This is a genomic window from Treponema sp. UBA785, assembly GCF_002297065.1.
In the GTDB taxonomy this organism is placed as follows: Bacteria; Spirochaetota; Spirochaetia; order Treponematales; family Treponemataceae; genus Treponema_D.
On sequence record NZ_DBJD01000019.1, the window covers coordinates 1 to 21,185 of the forward strand.

At 37.7% G+C, this 21,185-nt stretch carries 16 protein-coding genes; 11 read left to right on the plus strand and 5 right to left on the minus strand.

What is annotated here, in order from left to right; genetic code table 11:
• Nucleotides 1-292 precede the first annotated feature (292 nt).
• The 8 genes from B2X33_RS01345 to B2X33_RS01380 all read left to right on the plus strand — a co-directional run bounded on the left by B2X33_RS01345 (nt 293) and on the right by B2X33_RS01380 (nt 13,056).
• On the plus strand, nt 293-1,684 hold the full coding sequence (locus tag B2X33_RS01345; RefSeq protein ID WP_296667008.1) for a DUF8515 domain-containing protein: 1,392 nt from the start codon (nt 293-295) through the stop codon (nt 1,682-1,684).
• A 28-nt stretch (nt 1,685-1,712) separates the two neighbouring features.
• Nucleotides 1,713-4,658 carry a tetratricopeptide repeat protein gene (locus tag B2X33_RS01350; protein ID WP_296667012.1) on the plus strand — a complete coding sequence of 982 codons (2,946 nt, stop codon included), beginning with the start codon at nt 1,713-1,715 and terminating at the stop codon, nt 4,656-4,658.
• Between the two features lie 69 nt (nt 4,659-4,727).
• Complete coding sequence (locus B2X33_RS01355) at nt 4,728-6,404, plus strand: hypothetical protein (RefSeq protein WP_296667015.1); 1,677 nt, start codon at nt 4,728-4,730, stop codon at nt 6,402-6,404.
• Between the two features lie 26 nt (nt 6,405-6,430).
• Nucleotides 6,431-7,042, plus strand: coding sequence for a MotA/TolQ/ExbB proton channel family protein (locus B2X33_RS01360; protein ID WP_296667017.1), 612 nt, complete (start codon nt 6,431-6,433; stop codon nt 7,040-7,042).
• Nucleotides 7,042-7,446 carry an ExbD/TolR family protein gene (locus B2X33_RS01365; RefSeq protein WP_078930560.1) on the plus strand — a complete coding sequence of 135 codons (405 nt, stop codon included), beginning with the start codon at nt 7,042-7,044 and terminating at the stop codon, nt 7,444-7,446. The genes B2X33_RS01360 and B2X33_RS01365 overlap by 1 nt, the downstream gene beginning before the upstream one ends.
• Nucleotides 7,447-8,457 carry a hypothetical protein gene (locus B2X33_RS01370; RefSeq protein WP_296667019.1) on the plus strand — a complete coding sequence of 337 codons (1,011 nt, stop codon included), beginning with the start codon at nt 7,447-7,449 and terminating at the stop codon, nt 8,455-8,457.
• A 56-nt stretch (nt 8,458-8,513) separates the two neighbouring features.
• A complete protein-coding gene (locus B2X33_RS01375; protein WP_296024202.1) occupies nt 8,514-9,185 on the plus strand; it encodes an HAD family hydrolase in 672 nt (223 codons plus the stop codon).
• 160 nt (nt 9,186-9,345) lie between these two features.
• Nucleotides 9,346-13,056 carry a SpiroCoCo family coiled-coil protein gene (locus B2X33_RS01380; protein WP_296667023.1) on the plus strand — a complete coding sequence of 1,237 codons (3,711 nt, stop codon included), beginning with the start codon at nt 9,346-9,348 and terminating at the stop codon, nt 13,054-13,056.
• Between the two features lie 87 nt (nt 13,057-13,143).
• On the opposite strand, the gene ispF is transcribed toward B2X33_RS01380, so the two are convergent.
• Nucleotides 13,144-14,466: a 2-C-methyl-D-erythritol 2,4-cyclodiphosphate synthase gene (ispF, locus tag B2X33_RS01385; RefSeq protein WP_296667025.1), complete on the minus strand. Its 1,323-nt coding sequence runs from the start codon at nt 14,464-14,466 to the stop codon at nt 13,144-13,146.
• The gene (locus B2X33_RS01390) at nt 14,393-15,055 is read right to left on the minus strand and encodes a CarD family transcriptional regulator (protein ID WP_296667028.1); all 663 of its coding nucleotides are present in this window, start codon (nt 15,053-15,055) and stop codon (nt 14,393-14,395) included. Before B2X33_RS01390 ends, ispF begins: the two co-directional genes overlap by 74 nt.
• A 247-nt stretch (nt 15,056-15,302) precedes the next feature.
• Here B2X33_RS01390 and B2X33_RS01395 point away from each other — a divergent pair, with 247 nt between their 5' ends.
• From B2X33_RS01395 to B2X33_RS01405, 3 genes are all read left to right on the plus strand, one after another.
• A complete protein-coding gene (locus B2X33_RS01395; RefSeq protein ID WP_296667029.1) occupies nt 15,303-15,857 on the plus strand; it encodes a hypothetical protein in 555 nt (184 codons plus the stop codon).
• A gap of 378 nt (nt 15,858-16,235) precedes the next feature.
• Nucleotides 16,236-17,264, plus strand: coding sequence for a methionine ABC transporter ATP-binding protein (locus B2X33_RS01400; protein ID WP_296667032.1), 1,029 nt, complete (start codon nt 16,236-16,238; stop codon nt 17,262-17,264).
• Nucleotides 17,248-17,901, plus strand: a complete 654-nt coding sequence (locus tag B2X33_RS01405; RefSeq protein WP_296667036.1) for a methionine ABC transporter permease — start codon at nt 17,248-17,250, stop codon at nt 17,899-17,901. Before B2X33_RS01400 ends, B2X33_RS01405 begins: the two co-directional genes overlap by 17 nt.
• 115 nt (nt 17,902-18,016) lie before the next feature.
• Here B2X33_RS01405 and B2X33_RS01410 read toward each other — a convergent pair whose 3' ends face one another.
• The 3 genes from B2X33_RS01410 to B2X33_RS01420 form a co-directional block, all read right to left on the minus strand.
• Nucleotides 18,017-19,543, minus strand: coding sequence for a DUF5312 family protein (locus B2X33_RS01410; protein ID WP_296024150.1), 1,527 nt, complete (start codon nt 19,541-19,543; stop codon nt 18,017-18,019).
• A 74-nt stretch (nt 19,544-19,617) separates the two neighbouring features.
• Nucleotides 19,618-20,424, minus strand: coding sequence for a helix-turn-helix transcriptional regulator (locus B2X33_RS01415; protein WP_296667039.1), 807 nt, complete (start codon nt 20,422-20,424; stop codon nt 19,618-19,620).
• Nucleotides 20,425-20,828: 404 nt separating this feature from the next.
• A partial coding sequence (locus tag B2X33_RS01420) for a desulfoferrodoxin family protein (protein WP_296667040.1) occupies nt 20,829-21,185 on the minus strand: 357 nt, incomplete at its 5' end.

Sequence of the window (21,185 nt, forward strand, 5' to 3'; positions counted from 1 at the left end):
ATTTCGAGCTTTAAATTTTACTGTCATTATCGGGCTTGACCCGATAATCTATCGAAAATTTCCAGCAGATTCCTGGCTGAGTTTACTGCGTAAACATCGCAATGCCGCGGCACAGGAATGACACTTAAATTACTGTGCGAGGGATTGGAAGGGCGCGCGGAGCGCGTTGCGCGGCAATGGAGCGCGTAAGGCGCGGAACCCTGCAAAGCCCGGTGCCGTTTTTACGGCACGCACCCATTATCGTTATATTTTGTCTATGTAACTTTTTTGCTTTTCGTGTTATTTTTTTATAATGAATAGAAAAATTTTTGGCTGCATATTTGTTTTTTTTGCGGGGCTTTGTGCTTTTGCAGATTTTAACAGGCTCAATATTCCCGATTCTGCTGAAATTCGGCGCGCAAAGGCCGAGTCCTGGTTTTTTTGCGGTTTGGGCCAGCTTCGTGAGAAAAAATCAGAAATTGAAAAAAACGCTATCGGCCAGGAATTCCAGATTAGAATGGAAGAAACTGACTCGACTTTTGCAGTTGTTGTTGCTCCAAAATCTTTGCTCGAAACTGAGATTTTTACGGAAAAAGGCGTAGAAAAACGGACTGTTGACAATTTTGCCGGGGATTCGTGCGGAGGCTGGGTTCTTGTAAAGGATTCAAAAACCTCAAAGCCTCTTTTTTTGAGAATTTACTTTTCACAAGACAGCGATGAATTTGTGCAGTTTGCGCCGTCTGGAGCAAAAACTCTGTCAGATTTTGTAATTTCCGGACTTTACGCCGCCCGCTCTGTTCCTTTAGGAATTCCGTTTGAAAAGCTTTATACGCTTTCTTTTGAGCAGATTTTTTCTTTGACCGAAAATATTCTTCCGTGGAAATATGCAGACCGCCAGCAGGGACAGTTTGAGTCAAAATTGAAGATGATTGCGGCAATTCGCAAAAATCTTGAAAGAGTTGTTTATTGTCCGGACAGTTGTTACGACGAAAATGGAAAGCCGATTTTTATTTCGTCTGGCAAAGAGCGGAAAATTGATTTTGAAGAAATCGAAAAAACTTCTGGAAAAATCGAAAATCCTGTTGTTGTGGACGATGCCGGATTTTTAAAATGGATTTGCGATGGTCTTGTTGAGCCTGTAACCGGAAGTTTTCTTTATCGAAATCCTCTTGTTATTCCGACTTCCGAAGAAAATAAGACCGGCAAAAAAAGCATAATATCTCAAAATTACAATCTTTCTTTTTCGCTTGATTGGTGCAGAAATCTTGCGGCTGCGGTTCTTTCTGTAAAATCTCAGAGAAATTATCTATGGAAAAATTCTGGCGTTGACGTGACTCTTGAGCCTTTTGCGTCCGAAGTTACAGACCGCGGAATTACTCAGACTGCCGGCTATCTTAAAAATTCAGGTTATCAGATTGAAAAGCTAAGACCTCTTCTTTTTGCGCTTGCTTCGACTGAACCGACTTACTGCTATCTTGCGGCAATAAAACGTCCTTTGCATGATAAAAATCTGTCTGATTCTGAAATTTTTGCATTCGACCGTTGCGCGGTTATTTTTCCGTTTTATGACAAAAACGGACGGTTTAACTGTGTAATTTTTGAAAATGGAAAGGAACTTACTTTAAGACAGTTTGCCAATAAATATAAGGGAAGCTTTGTCCATCTTTCCAGGGTTTTGACTGAAAATAATTTTTATTTGCAATAAAAAATATTTTTTTGAAATAAGTGATTTTATGAAAAAATTGAAAAAAATTGAAAAAAAAATAGTTTTGGGAGCGTTGTTTTGCGTTTTTGCAGGAGCAGTTTCTTTTGCTCAAAGCGAATCTTCGCTGGCTTTTCAAATGCAAGATGCTTATGACAGCGGATTTTATCCGGGAGTTGTGCTTTATGCAGACCAGATTTTGAATTCAGAGTCAAAATCGGTTTACGAAGCAAAAGCTATGGTTTTAAAAGGCGAAAGTCTTTTTAAAATGGGAAGAATAAAAGATTCTCTTGAAATTCTTTCTGACGCCGAAAAATCTGCAAAAAACAGTCCTGAGCTTAATTCGGCCCGTTGTTTTTGGACTGGGCGCGGTCTTTTTGAGTTGAACAAAAACGAAGCCGCTTTGCCGTATTTTTATAAAAGCGCGGAAATCTTAAAAAATGCGGGGCTGGAAAAAACTTCTGTTTATTCTCAGGCAATTTTGTATTCTGGAAAAACTCTTGTCCGCTTAAAAAATTTTGAGGCAGCGGCAGACTGTTTTGAATATGCGGTTCAAAACGGAAAGAAATTTTCGGCTGGAGAATACGAAGAAGCGTGCGTAAATTTTTTTGAAAACTGTGTTCTCGCTGGAAATTTTAAAAAGTGCGAAGAATATTTTGTTCAGCTTGAAAAACTTGGACAAATTGAAAAATTTGTTTTTTCGCAAGAAGCAAAATACAGAATTCTTCTTGCTTATGGCCAGGCGCTTGAAAATCTTGGAAAATTTTCTGCCTGCTATGACTGTTACGTGAAAGTTTTGACAGAAGGACCTTCAAGTCTTGCCGCCCTTGCAATGCAAAAAGCGTATCTTCTTTCTAGTGCCCATCAAAATCAAATAAAAAAAGATCCTGCCGAAGTTATTGAAAAGGCGGAACTTTTAAAAAAAGAAAAACCTGAGCTCGTCAGTGAATTTTGGACACGGCTTGCAATCGATGCGTTCTATTCAAAAAAATATGAAAAATCGCTTTCTTATTTTAAAAATGCCGAAAAAAATAATTCAGCTCAGTTAAAACAGCTTGCTTTGCTTTATTCTGCCGAAATAAGTTTTTTGACTTCAAAAGAAGATCTAAAAACGGCTGCAAAAAATTCTTTGGAAATAATAAATTCCGGCTGGAATGAATGCGGTTTTGAAAAAGAAAAGTTTTATTATTCGGATGCGATTGCGGCAAAAACCCGGTATTTTGGGCTTTCTGAAGATTGGGAAAATTCCTTAAAAAACGCTCAATCCCAGATTTTGAGCGAAAATTCTTCCGCGGCAAAAAAAACTCTGGTTTATTGGGCGGCTCTTTCACAATATTCCCTCAAAAATTATGAGGGGGCATTGGATTTTTTAAATTCCGAAAACTATTCTGATGATGAATTTCTATTTCTAAAAGCTAAAATTTTTGCAAAAATGGGAAGGTCGTCCGATGCAGATTCAATTTTTTATGCGCTCTCAAAAAAAGGTTTTCTTGATAACGACGGAAGGCTTGATTATATCCGCACGCTTTTAAATGCCGGACACTTGATTTCTACTGTTGAAGAGGCAGAAAATGCGCATGGAAGCGAGTCGGATTACATGAAGGCTCTTGCGCTTTTTAACCAGAAAAATTGGCAGGAAGCGGAAAAATATTTTGAAGAATCGATTTCTGATAAAAAATTTGATTCAAAATATTCAAATCTGGCAAAATTTTATCTTGGGTACTGTCAGTACCAGCTCGGAAAATACAAAAATGCCCTTGAAAATTTGGAAAGTTTTGTAAAAAACAGCGGGGAAAATGCCCTGAATTTCCAGGCTTTGGCAACAGCGGCAAAATGCGCCGCTCAAATTCAAAATTATCCGGAAGCGGAAAAAAATGCCAGAAACGCGCTTTCTTCTTCTAAAAATCAGGAGCAAAAAAATGAATCCGTGCTCTTGCTTGCTGGAATTTATTCAGACTCAAAAAAATATGATGAAGCTATAAAACTTTTAAAATCTTATTCTTCCGAAAAAAACAGTTTTGGCTTTGAATGCCGTTACTTGATGGCCCAATTTTTTGTTCAAAATAAAGATTTTGTTCAGGCAGATAAGACTTATTCCGAGCTTTCAGAAGAGAAAAATGCCGGTTTTCTTGCAGAAGAGTCAGTTTTCCGTCGCGGCGAACTTTTTTATGTAAACGAAAATTATGAAAAATCAGCCCAGCTCTTTGAAATTTACCTAAAAAAATATCAGTCTGGGAAATTTTATCCTGCGGCGCTTTATTTTGAAGCGGACAGCCTTTTTAAAATTGGCAGAATAGAAAAATCATCGCTTTATTTTATGGAAATTGTCGAAAAGCCGGAAAATTCTTCCTATAAATATGATTCTGAAAAAAAACTGATTGACATTTATCGTTCGCAGAAAAAATATTCACAAGCCTTAAAAATTGCAGACAAAATGCTTCTTGAATATGGAAACCAGGCGGAAAAAGACGGAATTTCCAGCTTAAAACGGGAATTGCAGGCTTTGAGCTCTGGCGCGGACAAGGAAATTTTCGAAAAAGAACAGGAATTTGAAAGTGCCGGCGGAAGCAAAACAAAAAATGGACGAAAAATCGGCACTGAGCTTGCAAAAATTTATTTTGAAAAGCCGCAGCAAAAAAAGGCGGAAAGCCTTGCACGGGAGCTTTTTGAAATTCAAAAAAACAACGATGATGAAATTGAACTTGCCGGAAAAAATGCTGTTCTTCTGGCAGATATTTTGAGATCACAGAATAAAAATGACGAAGCGGCAGATATGTTTTTGTCTGCGGCGGAATTTGGACGGAAATGCGGAAACAGCGAAATTGCCGAGCGTTCGCTTTACGGCGCGGCAGAAGCGTTTGATGCGGCTGGAAAAAAGGCAGATGCCCTTTCTACGGCAAAAGTTCTTATAAATCTGTATCCAAAAAGCCAGTATGCTGCCGATGTTCAGCGAATTGTAAATCTTAAAGAAAACTGATTAGGCAAGTAAAATCCTTGCTAAAAAAAATAACCGAATTTAACTGATGAGAGGTTTTTTGAAAAAAAAATGAAAAAGATATTTTTTATTTTGACAGCGTGTTTTTGTGGAACATTTGCTTTTGCGCAGACAGCGGAAGAAGTTCAGCCTTCAGAAAACGAAATTGAACTTCCAGACGTGACAACTGTAATTTCCGGAGGAGCGCTGACGGCTGGAAAAGACAGCGTTCCAGATTATAAAAAAATTCTTCCAGATAAAAATACCGGCAGCCTTGAATTGCCGGAAATGGAAAGTGTACAGAAAAAAGAGCAGGTTTCGCAGCAGTACGTTCAAAATTCTTCTGACGAAAAAAATGTCTATGCCCAAGGCAGCATTGGCGGCGGTTTTCCGTTCAGTTTTGCCGGCGATTTTGATATTTACCGAATGAGCGGAAATTCACCTTTTAAGGTTTCGTTTTTTCACAAAAACGCAGAAGATTTTGCGGATAAAAAAGCTGCCGACGGTTATTTTTTTAGAAAAACTGGAATTGAAGCAGAAAAAAAATTCTTGAACGAAAAGTCGGAATTCATTTTTTTTGGCTGGTACAAAAATCAAAATGAAGGTTTGCAGTCTAAATCTTCGGTTTTTACGGATTATCTTTGGAACGACATTGGCGGAAAAATGTCGGCAAAATGGTCTTTAAAAAATGGCTGGTACATTCAGCTTGGCGGAAACGGCTCTTATTTTAATCGTTATGGAACAAAATCTGACTCTGATTCAGTTTTTGATAGCGGATGGGAAAAAAGTTCAAAATATTTTTCATTTGTTCCTCATTTTTTGGCGGGCTGGAAAAATTCAATGTTTGATGTAAATTTTCTCGCAAAATATGAAACTCAGCTCAACGTAAAAGAAACAGGTTCTCTCGAAAAGGCGCCTGAGGCTTCAAGCGCTGAAGCCGTTCACAAGGGCGAATTCAGGCTGAATTTTGACTGGACTGACGAAAATGTAAAAGTTTATGCTTCTGCCGGTATGATTGCAGGAAATTCCATTGGAAAGCAAAATGTCCTGTTTCCGTTTTTGCTCGGCGGAAAAGCTGAAATTCCATACGGACTTTCTTTCAGACCGCTTTGCCTGAAAATTGAAGGCGGACTTGATTCTGTTTTGGAATCTGCCGGAAATCTTGAGCAAAAGTATCTATTTGCAGCGCTTTTCTGTCTTTCTTCCGAGCAGAGCGACTGGTATGGACAAATTTCGGCTTCTGTTCCTGTCCAGGATTTTTTCAGCGTAAATTTGAGCGGAGAATTCAGAAAAACTGCTTTTGATAACGGAGTTTGGACTCCAGATTACAAGACTTCTCCGTCGTCAGCAGGTTTTTACGTTATAAAGCAGGAAAATAGGACTGAATTAAAATCGGTTGCCGAACTTTCAGCAGATTTTGAAAAATTAAAATTTTCCGGCTCATGGAAATCTTACTGGCTCGATGTTCCGTCCTATGAGGACGAACAGAGTTTGACGGCTTGTGTTATTTTTGAGCCGGACAATTTGTGGAATTTAAAGGCTTCTATTACTCAAAACCTCGGAGACGATGCTGAAAAAGTTCCGGTTCTTGATTTTTCTGGTTCTGTCAGAGCCTCAAATTCAATTCGCCTTGCTCTCGAAGCAACAGATATTATAAAATTGGTTACCGTAAAGACGAGGGCTTTTGCTCACAGCCAATACAAACAGAATTGCGGACATATAACTGCACTTGTAAAATTTCAGTTTTAACAGAAATAAAATGGGGGAAATTAAAAATGTTTAGTTTAATAAAATCCGGTGGAATTTTGATGATTCCTATTATTCTTTGTGGAATTGCTGCAACTTACATTATTATTGAACGTTTGCTTTACTTTAAGAATTTGCGCAAAAACGATTCACTTTTAAAACTTCAATTGAATACGGTTTTGCTCAAAAAAGATTACGAAGCTGCTACGGCGCTGTGCGTTGCCTGCGAAACTCCATTTTCTCAGGTTGTGCAAAAGGCGATTTCTGTCCGGAACCTTGAAGACAAGTATTTAAAAGAAATCGTTGAAACCGAAATGGAGGTTGTAATTCCGCAGTATGAGCATTGTCTTACGCTTCTTGGAACAATTGCAAATATTTCCACTTTGCTCGGTCTTTTTGGAACTGTAACCGGAAACATCAAGGCTTTTGGTGTCCTTGGCGCTGGAGCAAGCATGGGAAATCCTGCTGTTTTGGCAGGGGCAATCGCCGAAGCTCTTGTGACGACAGCGGCTGGTCTTTTTGTTGCAATTCCTTCAATGATTTTTTCAAATTATTTTACGCGTCTTGTAAACAAAGAAACCGTAATTCTTGAATCTTCTGTAACGGAAGTAGTCTTAAAATTGACAGGACATTTGCTTTAATGAAAATACGAAGAAGAAGAGGTGTTTCTGCTGGCGCGGATTTAACACCGATGATAGATGTTGTTTTTCAGTTAATCCTGTTTTTTCTGGTTTCCACGACATTTGCCGTTTTGCCTGCAATCAATGTAAATCTTCCTGAAAGCGAAACTTCGCAAGCTCAGTCAATTGCTGGAATTACAATTACAGCCACTGCCACAGGAAAACTGTTTTTTAATGACGAAAAAATTACAATTCAATCCATGGACAAAAAACTTAAAAATTTTGACACCGAAGGAAAAAAGCGCGAAGAATATCCTGTAACGCTTGAAGCCGACGAAAAAGTGACGAATGGAACAATTGTAAAAATTTTTGATGTTTTACGCAAAAATGGATTTGTTTCGGTGAATTTAAGGACGACTGACTAAATGACAAAACTGCAAAAAAAACGAAATTTATATGCTTTGACAGGAACTGCCGGCATTTGGATTTTTATTTGCATTTTATTTTCTCTTTTTGCGCTGTTGCCTCAAAAGCAGGTTTATAAAACTGTAAAAATTACACTTTCTGAAAATTCAACCCCAAAAATTACAGAAAAAAAACAGGAAGCAGCCCCTCCAAGACCTCAAAATCAGGAAATAAAAAAACAACCGTCGCCAAAAACTCAGGCCGAACAAAAAGCATCTGCTCAAAAAATGTCAAAACCTGTTTCTGAAAAAAAATCTGTTCAGAAACAGAATACTGCATCAAAAAAATCTTCTGTTTCCGAAAAACCAGCCGTTCAGACTTTGCAAAAAAGCGTAGACGAACTTATGGCGGAGCAACGGACAAAAAAAACGCCGGCAAAAAAAGAATTTGACTGGAGCCAGTTTGATGATGAGGCGGTGGAAAACGTTTCTGAAAATTCAACTGCGCCAGTTGCAGCAAACAGCTCTAAGGCTGATATTTTTGAAGGAACTGCTGGAAAGGCTGTCGACAAGGATTCTGCCGTAGTTGCCGGAAGCAAAACCGAAAACATAGGTTCTGTCTCAGATTCAACTTCATCTGCGCTGGAAAAAATTTCTTCTGCGGTTTACAGCGCAAATTTCGGTAACGGCGTTACTGCAAGTTCTACCGTAAAAAGTGCGGGCGCTCCAAACGGAAGAATCGCTCTTCTTATGAACGACGGGAGTTCTAGAACTTTGCTGGAACCTGCAAAGCCGGTAATTGCGCTTTCGGAATCTGCATCGGCGACAATTGATACGACAAAAAATCTTACGGTAAGATTTACTGTTCTTGCAAACGGACATGTCGATTTAAACAGCATAAAAATCACTCCAGGAGCGATAATAACATCTCTCGTTCAAAATGAGATTTCGGCACAAATTTCTTCATGGCGCTTCAATCAGGATTCTTCTTCGGCAGCTGCAAGTTTTCCGTATAAAATCGAAAAAAGATAGAAAAAAGATAATTTTTTCGGATTGTTCAATACTTTGCTTTTGTTTATAATCGAAGAATGTTAGATGGAATTTCTGCTGTAGCATTTGATATTGACGGAACTCTTTATTCTTCTCCTCAGTTTTATGTGCGGATAATTCCATATTTTTTGAAAAATTTTGCTTTTTACGTAAAATACAATAAAGTCCGGAAAATTTTGCACCATACAGCGCCATTGCCTGATTTTTATGAATATCAGGCACGTCTTTTTTCAGAATTGACCGGCCTTCCAGTTGCCGAATCAAAGAAAAAAATTCAAGAAATTGTCTACGACGGACTTATTCCATATTTTAAGAAAATAAAAACTTTTAAATATGTTGAAGAATCTTTCAAAAAAATAAAAGAGGCCGGTTTCAAAATTGCTATTTTGTCGGATTTTCCTCCGGAGCAGAAGGGCGATTTATGGGGACTTTCTTCTTACTGCGATGTAATTTTGGGAACAGAACATCTTGGAGCTTTAAAACCTTCAGTTTTTCCATTCGGAATTCTTGCAAATGAACTTGGCTTAAAGCCAGAACAGATTCTTTACGTTGGAAATTCTATAAAATATGATGTATGCGGTTCAAAAAACGCTGGAATGTTGAGCGCGTACATAATGCCGTTTTGGCGGAAAATTTTTCACTGTCCTTTAAAATCTGCCGATATAAATTTTTCAAACTATCGTCAATTGACAGAAATTGTGATAAAATAATTCTATAGAATTCTCTAAAAATTTGCTGATGGCTGTTTTTAGAAAATCCTAAAAATCTTTTCCATAAAAATAAATTATTCAGCTTTGACCGTAATTTTGTGCGGTTTTGAGCATTAAACTTTTAAGATTAAAAAAAGTCTGTTTTTTTTGGGTGGGGAAAATGACTCTTCTTGCAATTCTTATTTCTACGGCTGTTGCTGTTGCTGTTGTCTTTGTTTTACATTCGTTGGACAGAGAAAACAATTCAATGAACAAAGTAAAACATTATGCGGATTCTCGTATCAATCAGCTTAATGAATATTTTAAGGAACAAACTTCAAAGTTGAATGGACTTTCGGCAGAATGGGATGCTCATCATACTTCTGCGGCCGCTGCCGTAAAACGAATTGAAAAACAGATTGCGGATTTTCAGAATATAAGCCAGAATTTTGACGGCCAGTTTGATGCAGTTACGAACATTGCAAAAAAAGTCGATGCCTACGGAAAAGCCATTCACGAACTAATGGAAATGACTGACCGTGTTGAAGAAAATCTTCAGGCTGTAAAAAAAGAAAGCGTGATTGTTGAAAAACTCAATGCAAAAATCGAGTCCGGAAAAAAATCCGTTGAGGATTTAGAGAAAAAAATTCCGCAGATTATTACAGAATTCAGAACAAAGAATAATGACAGTCTCAAGGTTCTTGGCGCTGACATGCTTACAAAATTCAACGACAAGGCTTCTCAAATTGAAAAAAATGTTCAGGCTGCGTCGGCTCATTCAGAGCAGATTCTTGATAAAATTGAAAAAGGAATAAAATCTGCTTACGACAATGCGGCTCAAAAAGCGCAGAATCTCGAAGACGCGGCATTCAAAAAACTTACAGAACAGGCAAAGTTTAGGGCAGAGTCGTTTATAAAAAACGTAAATGAACGCACAGAAGAGCTTTTAAAACAGCAGAATTTAAAGATTGCGGAAATTCAAAAATCCCTTGAGCAGAAAAATTCTGCTTTTGCAAATTCAATAAACGAAAAAACTTCAATTCTTGAAGGCGAATTTAGAAAAAAAACGGGAGAGTTTTCTTCAAATCTGAGCGTAAAAACCGAAAATCTTTCAAAATCGCTTGAGTCAAAAATTGCAGCCCTCGAGAATTTGTTCCAGCAGCAGGTTTCTTCTTTTGATAAGCAGATAAAGACTTTTGCTCAAAATACGAGCCAGACGGTTGAAGAAATCAAGTCTGAATCAGAAAGCAACGAAAAAAATCTTGAAAACCTCCGTGAAATTTTTGAAAAACAGACTTCAGAAATTCGTTCACGATATGGAAATTTGTACGAGAAATCGGTTACCGATGCGGACGAAAAAGAACAGGCGGCTTTTGTCCGTTTTCAGGAAATTGCAGAAAAGCACCTTAATACTTACGAAGCGACCGTCGAAGAAAAAATCAACGCAATCGAAAAAAATGTAAATTCCCGCGTTTCTGCCTTGAATCAGGAATTGAATGCTACGGTTGAACAGATTCAAAAATCAATGTCTGACAGTCAGACAGGAGCGGCCGCAACTGCTCAGACGATTAAAAATGCGGCTGAAGAGGCAAATGAAAAGCTCAAAGGCTTTCAGTCTCAGGCAGACGAAAAAATTGCTGGAATTAACAAAATGCTCAGTGATACAATGACACGCATTTCTTCGGCGTACGACGCAAAGCAGACGGAACTTCTGGCAAATGTTGACAAGCAGCTTGAAGAATACCGCAACAACATGGAATACCGCTTTAACAAACTGCAGACGACGGCAAGCGACATTGATACTTTGGAAAACAATCTCAGAACCGCGCTTGAACGCACTCAAAATTCAGTTGTCTCTGATTTTAACCAGTTTTCAAAAGCTCAGAAAGACCAGCAGTCTCAGTTTGAATCTGCAATCAAACGCAATAATGAAGAAATTACCGTCCAAATTGAAAATCTTGAAAAAGATCTCGATTCAATAAAAGCGACCGCAAGCGACAATGTCAGTGCGACACTTGCTGATTTTGAGATGAAATTTGGCGACGACTTAAAAAAACGCGGGGATTCGATTACAGAAGATTTAAATTCTTGGAAAAATAGCATGGATTCCAAGCTTGCTGTTCTCAGTTCCGAATATGAAAGTTCAAGACGCGAAATTGAAAATCGGCATAACGAAGAATTAAAAAATCAACTTTCAGAAATTTCCGCAAAAAATCAGAGCCAGCTGCAGAATGTGCAGACAGGAATCGAAAATTCTGCTCAGTCTTTGCGTGCCAGAATTGACGAAATCGAACAGTCTGTAAAAGCTTACGCGGACGAGAGCCGGACAAAACTGCACGAAGCGACAGAAGGCCAAGGCAATTTTGTAAAAAATTCGCTTGACGCATATGCTCAGCGGATGGACGGTCAGCTTGAAAAAGCCGAAAAAGATATTCAATCAAGACTTATGGAACTTGCAGAGACTGTAAAAGCCCATGCAGACACAAACCAGAATGGAATTGATGCTATGCTTGGTGAATTCAATGTTTGGCGCGGTCAGTTAAAAAATCAGTTTGATCAGGCAAAAACTATGTTTAGCGACCAGCTGAACGGCGTAAAGGAAAGTTCTGAACAAAAAATTTCTGCTTTTAAGGACGATTTGAATCAAAATATTGAAAATTTCAGGACGGAAACAAAAAACGAACAGCTTGAACTTAGCCAGACGATTGAAAATCTGAAAAAAGATGTTGAAGATTCAATTTCTTCATATAAAGAGCGTTCCGAATCTATTGTTGCGCAGATGAACAAATCTTACGAGGATATGCTCAACGAAACTCAGCGCCGTGTAAAAGAGCAGAGCGCAGATTCTGAAAAGGTTTTGAGGGAACTTCGTACTAAAATTCAGGAAGCAAACGAGGCCAACGACACTCATCAGGCGGAGCTCGTAATGAGAATGCAAAATGACGCCGCTGATTTGCAAACCCGAATGAGCGAAATTGACCGCGAAGTAAAAGCTTTCTCGACACAGATGCAGGTTTATCAAAAAGCGGATCAATTAAAAGCTCAGCTTGAATCGGAACTTGACGAACTCAAAAACGAAATTACCCGTGTAGAAAATTTTCAGACGACCGTAAATGAACTGTCTGCAAGTTTCAATTTAATTCAAAATATGAACGATGATGTCAATTCAAAACTTCAGAAATTTAATAGCGAAAAAATTAGAATTGATGGAATTGAAAAGAACTTTGCAAAACTTGTCGAATTGAGTTCAACAATGGATCAAAAAATCGAAGAACTAAACTCGACAAGTGATCAGCTCACTTCGATTCAGCTTGATGTCAGAAAATTTCAGGAGACTCTCGGAGATATTTCCAACCGTTACGACCGTCTTGAAACAAAGGGCAGCCAAATCGAAGCAATTGCCGGAGAAGTTGATAAAACTTTCGATCAGCTAAAATCGCTAGAACTTCGTCTTAACGATGCAAATCGCCATGTAGATAGTTTCCCTCGCCAGATTGAAGATGTTCAGAAAAATATTGACAGTCTTGTCAGTAACCGTTCAAAAATCAGCGACGCAGTTGAGCAATTGTCATCTTTGCAGAATATCTTGACCGAAACGGAGGAGCGTGTAAAACAAGTTCAGACAGGACGTGAAGGAATTGCCCGTACAGAAACAAGGCTTCACACACTCGAAACTGAAATTGACAAAAAAATGAACCTTCTTCTTGAAATTACAAAACAGGATTTAAAAGAAAATCCAATGGAAAAAGAAGAGGGAATTTCACTGGCGTTGAGAGAATCGGTAATTTCTTTGCACAGAAAGGGCTGGTCAAACGAAGAAATTGCCAAACGGCTTAAGCGCAGCGTAGGCGAAATCGACCTTCTTGTCGAAGGCAACGGTTTTATGAATTAAAAAATGCTACTAAAAATATGAAACTATAGCGGACACAAAAAGTGCCCGCTTTTTTATTATTGCCCGAAAGCAGGTGTGAAATACAGGTTATTTTGAAAGAAGACAGGTAGCCCAGACTTCTACAGCACGGCTTTGTCCTACATCTCCAAGTTTTTCTCCTGTTTTTGCTTTTACAAAAACTTGATTTTTTTCAACATGGAGAATTTTTGCAATCGAGTCGATAACTTCCTGTCTGCGCGGAAGAAATTTTGGTTTTTCGAGGGCAATTACACAGTCAAGATTTTCAAGTTTCCAGCCTTCTAGCGTAATTTTATTCCAAACTGTTCCTAAAAGCATTTTTGAATCTGCGTCTTTCCATTTTTGATCGATTGGAGGAAAAAAAGAACCAATGTCGCCCATTCCACAGGCCCCAAGAAGAGCGTCCGTAATTGCATGCAGAAGAACATCGCCGTCAGAATGGCCGTCTTCACCAATTGCGCTGTCAAATTTTATTCCGCCAAGCATAAGAGCGCGTCCGGCAATAAGCGCATGTTTGTCGTATCCAAGACCGGTCCGAATCATTGTGTTTCCTTTTGTTGTTTCGTTTGATTTTTTCGTATCTATTTCTGACTTTGTAAAAAAGTCTTCCTTATATGTAATTTTTTTATTTTTAATGTCGCCGTCTACGATTTTTACCTTTCCCTCAGGAACAAATAAATCCCAAATTTCAGTGTCGTCTGTGTATTCTTTTTTTGTTTTTTTTGCTTTTTTATGCGCTTCGACAAGTTCATTCAGCATAAAAACCTGCGGAGTTTGAACAGCTGTTAATTGACTTCGCACCAGATGCCGTCTTATAAAGCCATTTTCATCAATTTCGTTCTGAGTGTCTGTAGGTTGAATCCCTGGAGCAGAGGCGCCGTATTTTTGAACTGCGGTAAAAGTTGAATTGATTATTTTTTCTGAAACAAAAGGCCGTGCGCCGTCGTGTATAAATACAATTGGATTTGAATTTGGAAAATTCGTTTTTATTTTCAGCAGGGCGTTAAAAACGCTAGCCTGTCTGCTTTCTCCTCCTGGAACAAAAACAAATTCTGTGTTACTTGCAATTCTATTAAGCTCTTTATCTTTAAAAAGAGCGTTTTTGCATTTTTCTTCTGCGAGTTTTAAAAGTTCCGTATTTTCTTGATTTGGAAAAGTTACAGCCACAGCAGAAAATGGGAAAACTCTTAAAAAAGCCTTTACAGCGGTAGAAAGTACGGTTCCAGATTCTAGAGGAAGATATTCTTTTTTTATGCCGCCCATTCGGCTTGAAGAACCGGCAGCAACAACAATTAGCGCCAGTTCTTCGTTTGAACGGCTAATCTTCGTCATCATCTCCATCGTCGTCTGAGTCAGAATTGTCAGAGTCATCGGAATCGTCAGAGTTATCATCGTCGCTCATAGAACCTGAAGAGCCGCCGAGCTCATCTCCGAATTCATCATCGTCATCGTCGTCGTCAATCTGAATCGCTTTCTTTTCATGAAGAGCATTGAGCGGTTCGAGCTTTGCATGGAGCATAGATTCAACTTCTTTTGATGAAATTCCAAATGCAATTGCAATTTCGTCTGCCAAAAGTTTGCGTGCAGTATCGTAAAGTTTGCGTTCCTGAATCGGCAACTCTTTTACCTTTGAGCGGTGATAAAGAGTGCGGACAATATTTGTAATATCTTCAATGCTTCCTTTTTTAAGGAGATTCAAGTTGTCCTGATAGCGCTGTTTCCAATCAGAAGTGACAGATTCTACCGGCTGACCTAAAAGTTCAAGTGATTTTTGAGCTTCGTCAGCAGAAACGATTTTTCTAAGTCCAAGTTTTTCAGAATTTGCAACTGGAACCATTACAATCATATCCGAAACTTCAAGATAAATTCTGTAATACTGAACGGTCAAGTCGCCGTTTTTTCTTTCAAAAATTTCTTTGACTTCACCAACACCCTGTGAAGGGTAAACTATTTTTTCATTAAGAGAAAATTGTGTACTCATAGTATATTATTATATCACAAAATTTTAGAAAATGGAACATCAAAAAAAATCAGTTTTTAGCCCCTCGCACTACAAAATTGAAAGAATGGGAAATAGTTGCTTTTTTTTAGTGGGGGGGGGTACAATAACAGCTAAATGTTAAACTGCAATGAATTATCTGGTGACATTTAATTGGATTGCGGCGAAGACGAAGAATATCTATTAAGCGGACCTCCGTGCTTGGAAGTTTCGAGGAGAAAAGAAAAAAATGAAAACTGTAAAAAATTTTTCGATTGCATTGTTTGCATTATTTGTTTGTTGTTTTACAAGCTGTGTTTCAACACAGGCTGAACCATCTGCATTTGAATCACAGACAGGCGTTGCATTAGTTGTTCCAATGAGAGTATTTACATGGGTAAAAGCTGATGGGGCAAAAACATTTATGAAAGATTATTCATCTGGAAAAATTACGTTTGATTATTCAGCAGAAAATGATTTTATCGTAAAAGCAGAGAAAATTGATGGAATCTTAAAAACGACATGGGGAAAACAATTTACAGATAATGGAGAGAATATTCGTTCTCTTATAATAACTGCATTTATTTCTTTATGTTATTCAATGGACAATAATAAAGATGGCATTGATGCGGCTTTTGATGTAATGGATCAGATTTTTTCTGATAATATGTATGCGGCGCGAATCGATTCCTTAATGCCAAGTTTAAAAAACGGTCTTAATGCATATAAAACGAAAAAAGACTGGGCAAGCTATAAAGCAGAATATTTTTCTATACAAGACAATACTTTTGTTGTAAAAAAGTAAATGTATTATAAAAATATCCTTAATTTGTGTTTTTTGGACTTGGGCCGATAATTTATTGAAAATTTTCAACAGATTTCTGGCCGAGTTTACTGCGTAAACAACGCAGTGTCGTAGCACGGGAATGATATTTAAATTGCCATTCTTACCAAAACTCGATATTTAAGTAAAATAGAATATAAAAAAAATGTGTTTGCGATGGTGAAAATTTATCGTATAACACATTTTTTTTTCGTTGAAAAACTTTTCGCACTAAAAGTCTACTTATAAGCGCTTGCTCATATTTTTAACTCCTTCGTGATTGTGATTTTTTTTCAAAACCTGTAAAATACTTGAACATCGCTAAAAAAATCAGTTTTGTTATTTTATTCAGGAACAGTTATGGTTATTGAATTAAAAAATCTTGATAAAGTTTACAGAGGAGAGAATTCGCCTGCGGTTCATGCTGTAAACAAGGTGAATCTTCATATTCCTTCAAATCAGATATTTGGAATTATCGGAAAATCAGGCGCCGGAAAATCAACATTGGTACGTTTAATAAGTCTTTTGGAAAAGCCTGATTCTGGAGAAGTTTGGTACAACGACGAAAGAGTAGATAATCTTTCGGAAAAAGAACTGATTGCCCGTCGCCGAAGAATTGGAATGATTTTTCAAAATTTCAATCTGTTTTCGAGCCGTACAGCCGAACAGAACATTGCTTATCCTTTGGAAATCTGCGGAACGCCAAAATCAGCAATAAAAAAACGAAGCGCAGAACTTTTGGAGTTAGTTGGGCTTTCGGACCGTGCAAAATCGCCTGTAAGTAAACTTTCTGGCGGACAAAAACAGAGGATTGCGATTGCCCGCGCGCTTGCGAATAATCCAAGCATTCTTTTTTGCGATGAAGCAACTTCCGCCCTCGATCCGCAGACCACTCATCAGATATTAAATTTAATCCGCGAAATTCAGAAAAAAATGAACCTGACGGTTGTTATGATTACTCATCAGATGGAAGTTGTGCGAGATGCCTGTTCTCAGGTTGCAGTCGTGCACGAAGGCCGGATTGTTGAACAAGGCAGCGTAGAAGAAATTTTTATAAGGCCAAAAACGGATGTTACAAAGGATTTTCTTTCAAGAATTTCTGTTCAACAGGACGAAAACAAAAAAGAATTTGTCCGCTGGAGCCTAGACGGCGGGCAGTACGAACTTCATTTTATCGGTGACAAAACCGATTCTACGACGCTTTCTCAGCTTGCAAAAAAATTTAACATCGACTTTAATGTGCGTGCCGGGGGAATTCAGTCGGTTCAAGGCAAAAAAGTCGGAAAAATGCTGGTCGATTTTATTGGCGAAGAATCAGAAATCAGCCGTGCAATAGAATATCTTAACAAAAACGGTATCGAGGTAGCAAAAAATGTCTCAAATATTTGAATTAGTTGGAATTTCAACTCTTCAGACTCTGCAAATGGTGTTTTTTTCGACACTTTTTGCTGTTATGATTGGTTTTCCGCTCGGAATCCTGCTTTTTATAACAAGTTCGACAGGGATTATGCCAAAACATCTTTTTAATATGATTTTAAGCCGCATAATCGACGTTCTGCGCTCTTTCCCTTTTGTAATTTTAATGATTGTTCTTCTTCCGTTTACTCGTTTTGTTCTTGGAACCGCAATTGGAACTTCAGCAACGATTATGCCTCTCAGTCTTGCGGCCGCACCTTTTGTTGCCCGTGTAATCGAAACCGCGCTTATCGAAATTGATCCTGGCGTAATTACCGCGGCACGGGCAATGGGCTCAACAAACTGGCAGATTATCCGAAAAGTTTTAGTGCCGGAAGTTTTGCCGTCGGTAGTCAGCGGAATTACACTTACAATAATCAATTTGATTTCATATTCAGCAATGGCAGGAACTTTAGGCGGTGGCGGTCTTGGCGACCTTGCAATTCGTTACGGTTATCAGCGTTTTAGAACAGACATAATGCTTGCTTCCGTAGTTGTAATAATTTTGCTTGTTGCTTTGATTCAGTTTGCAGGAACAAAACTTTCAGAAAGAATTCTTAAAAAAAGATAGAAAAATAGAAAAAAGGGCGCCACCCGCTTTCGCGGGTCGGAGTACTACAGGCTCGGTAACCCTTGGTGCCTTTGCACCGGCTTCGCCGCCTTCCGTGTTCCTGGCGCATAGCAGCTTATTGCAGTTCATTTTGCATCAACTGAACAAAAAGATATATTTTTTTGTAAACTTCCACACCAAGCTGGTTAATCGGATGTTCTGCAAAACGGTCCAGTTCTTTCCAGTTCATCACAATTTCACCTTTCGGCTTTTGATGGTCTTCGATTACAGATTTTAAAATCTTCGCAAAGCTAATCATGGATTTTGTCGTGTTTACAAGATACTCTCTTGCCAAAGAGTTTATGTCGCGCAAAGTTGTTTTGATAATGTTATTCGCCTCTCTGTCGCGGTCTGCCCTTGGCAAAAGTGTCTTTATTTTTATTCCGATTTCGGCTTCTTCGTTTAATTTTCCGTCAAACTGTGTAATTTCATCGCTTGCTTCAAACATCTGGTGGTAACTATTGCTCATTTCTGTAGAAAGCTCCGGCAAAGTCCATTTTCCGCGGATTAAGACAAGGTCTGCATATTCTCGCACATCGCGCTTTACAAATTCGACAAGGAAGGCTTTTAAATAATTCAAAGGTTTTGCATATTCAAAACTTCCAAGATTTTTTCGTTCAAGCGGAGCGCTTCCTGCTTCTGTATAATTTTTTAAAATAACAATTGAATCCGTATTAAAGATTTGCACTAAAAGACTGTCAATTTTTGAATTTTTCTGTTCATTTTCAAGTTTTTTTATAGTGCCTGCAGTCTGAGTTTTTGTTGATTCGATAAAAGATTCGACGATGTGTTCTTGTTTTACCGCAGAATCCGTTGCATAAGCAGGGGTTTTTGTCGTAAGTTCAATCATCATGTCAAAAACACGTGTGTCCCGCAGCTGCTTTAACTTTTGTACGATTTTGTTCCACTGATTTGGCTTAACAGGTTCGACGCCACGCATAGTTTTAAACATTGTCATTAAATCGTTCCATTCTTCGTCCAATGGCAATGAATTTAAAATTTCTGCAAAATTTTTAAGGTCTTCGGCAATGTATGCGCCTTCGATTGGTTCAAGCTTTGGAGCCCTGTTAAATTCGCCTTCTCTCAACGTTGAATCAAATTTTTTTAACAGAAAATAAAAGTCATAAAGACAAAACGATTTAAATCCAACGAGCTTTGTGTAAAGCGAGTCAATCGAATTTATTTTATCAGCATCAAATTCACCCAAGAAATTTTCAAGATCCTGCTTAAGTTTCACCTTTAATTTTTCAAAAGGCACATTTTTTGAAAAAGCCAAAATCGATTCTTCAGAAAAATTTTCTGACAATTTTTTTTGGGATTCTGTCAGAGAAAAATCAATTACGATATTTTTGTAAAAATTAGGATTTGGCTGGCTTTGAAAAAACGACTGGGCTGGAGAAATAATCTTGTAAATGTCATAGAAAAATTTTCCAAACTGAGGAAGAACCTGATCGGAACCAGCTTTGTAAAATTTATAGCCTGACCGCGAAAGATTTTTTGCAATAATTTTTAATTGTCTGTTTTTTTCGGCTTCTGGATCGTTGCCGCCAAAAATCGAAGAAATGAATTTTTGGAAAAAAGACAGTCCTGAATTCTTTGTCATACTTTAAATATGAATAAATCAAGGTTATATGTCAAGTTGATTTAAGCAAATAAAATATACTAGACATAGATTGTCTAGACAATTGTGTATTGAACGAGCAGAAGGCGCAGAAGCTCACGGTTTTTTACACCAAAAAGTTTATAAAGGTACTGCATTTCTTTTTTTATTGTTGATTCGCTTGTAATAAGTTCTTCTGCAATTTTTTTGAAATTGAAGTTAGTGCTGAGCGTGTAATGTATGCACGAAATCTGTCTTTCTGAAAGTCCCATTTCTTTTAAATTAAGTACGGAACCTTTTTGCGGCAATGAGATTTCTGGAGCAAAACCCGGAACATCGACATCTTTAAAAAGAAAACTGAGCCGTTCTTGCAGCATAAAATACAAAAGAAAGTAACATCCCATTTCAAAAGAAGCAAATGCAACGTAATAAATTATATCTGTAAGAGAATTTCTATATTCAAAAGAAATCATGCTTATAAGAATTACCGCTGCAATTGCGAATTTTATCTTAAAGTGGGACTTTGCATATCCGCCAGCACAAAAAAATGCAAAAAAGTTGATGTAAAGTGTAATTCCTACAACTGGAAAACCTGTAAAGATTAGGTTTATTGTTTCGAGCAAATACAAAAAGAACAAAAACCAAACTTGATTAGGTATAAAAAGATAAACGATTGTAGCTGCAAGCGTAAAAATATTGATTGCAGGAACTAATATGTTGGTATAAGGATAAAAAAAAGATTCTGTAAATGGAGGATGATCCACTCCCTGATAAAAATTATTGAATGTTCCAATGGCTGCAAAAATCATACCGAGAATATCGAGTATTTTATAAGGTTTTAATTTTTTTTTTGTATAAGTCCGCACATTTTTATTATAAAACATACGAAAAAAAAACTCAAATTTTTCGTTCTTTTATTCAATATAATGGTATCTTTGGATATTTTTTGAGTATCTTTGGATAAATCGCACAAAGAATGGGGATTAAAAGTTCATTTTTTTGTAACGCTTTGTTATACTTCTTATTGTAAGATAACTTAATTTGATTTACAGCAAGCAAAGTTCGGAGAAAAATGTAAAAAAGTTTTGTAGGAGAAGTTTTTTTTGCAATTGACAGCAGATTGATTTTTTTGTGTGTGGAGTTTTTCAATCTTAAGTCACATAAGGTTTCTGTATATATGCGGAAACCTTATTTTTTTATGTGCGCCTTTTTCTTGCATAAAAAAAACTGCCCGGAAAAGCAATTGACGCTTTGTTTTCGGACAGTTTGTTTAAAATAAAAATCAAAATTACAGGACTGTATATTCTGTTTTCCATAGCTTGTGCAAGTTGCAATATTCGTAAGCTGCGATGATTTTTTCGTCTGGAAGGATTGCAAACTCAGCTTCAGGCTTATCTCCAGAATTTAGCATTTTTTGATAAATTCCCTTGTCTGTCTGAAGAACAATCCATTCGATGTAATGTTCTGGAAGTGAAGGGTGGAGTGTTTCTCCGACGGTTACTGTGATTTTCTGTTTGTCGGTGGTTACGACTGGAAGATGTTTTTCTTTTGCACCGTCTGTTGTTCCTGGAATAAGCGGTTTCATAGGCTGTCCACAACATATTGTTTCGACCCCAGAATCTTTTACGATTGAAATGATTTTGCC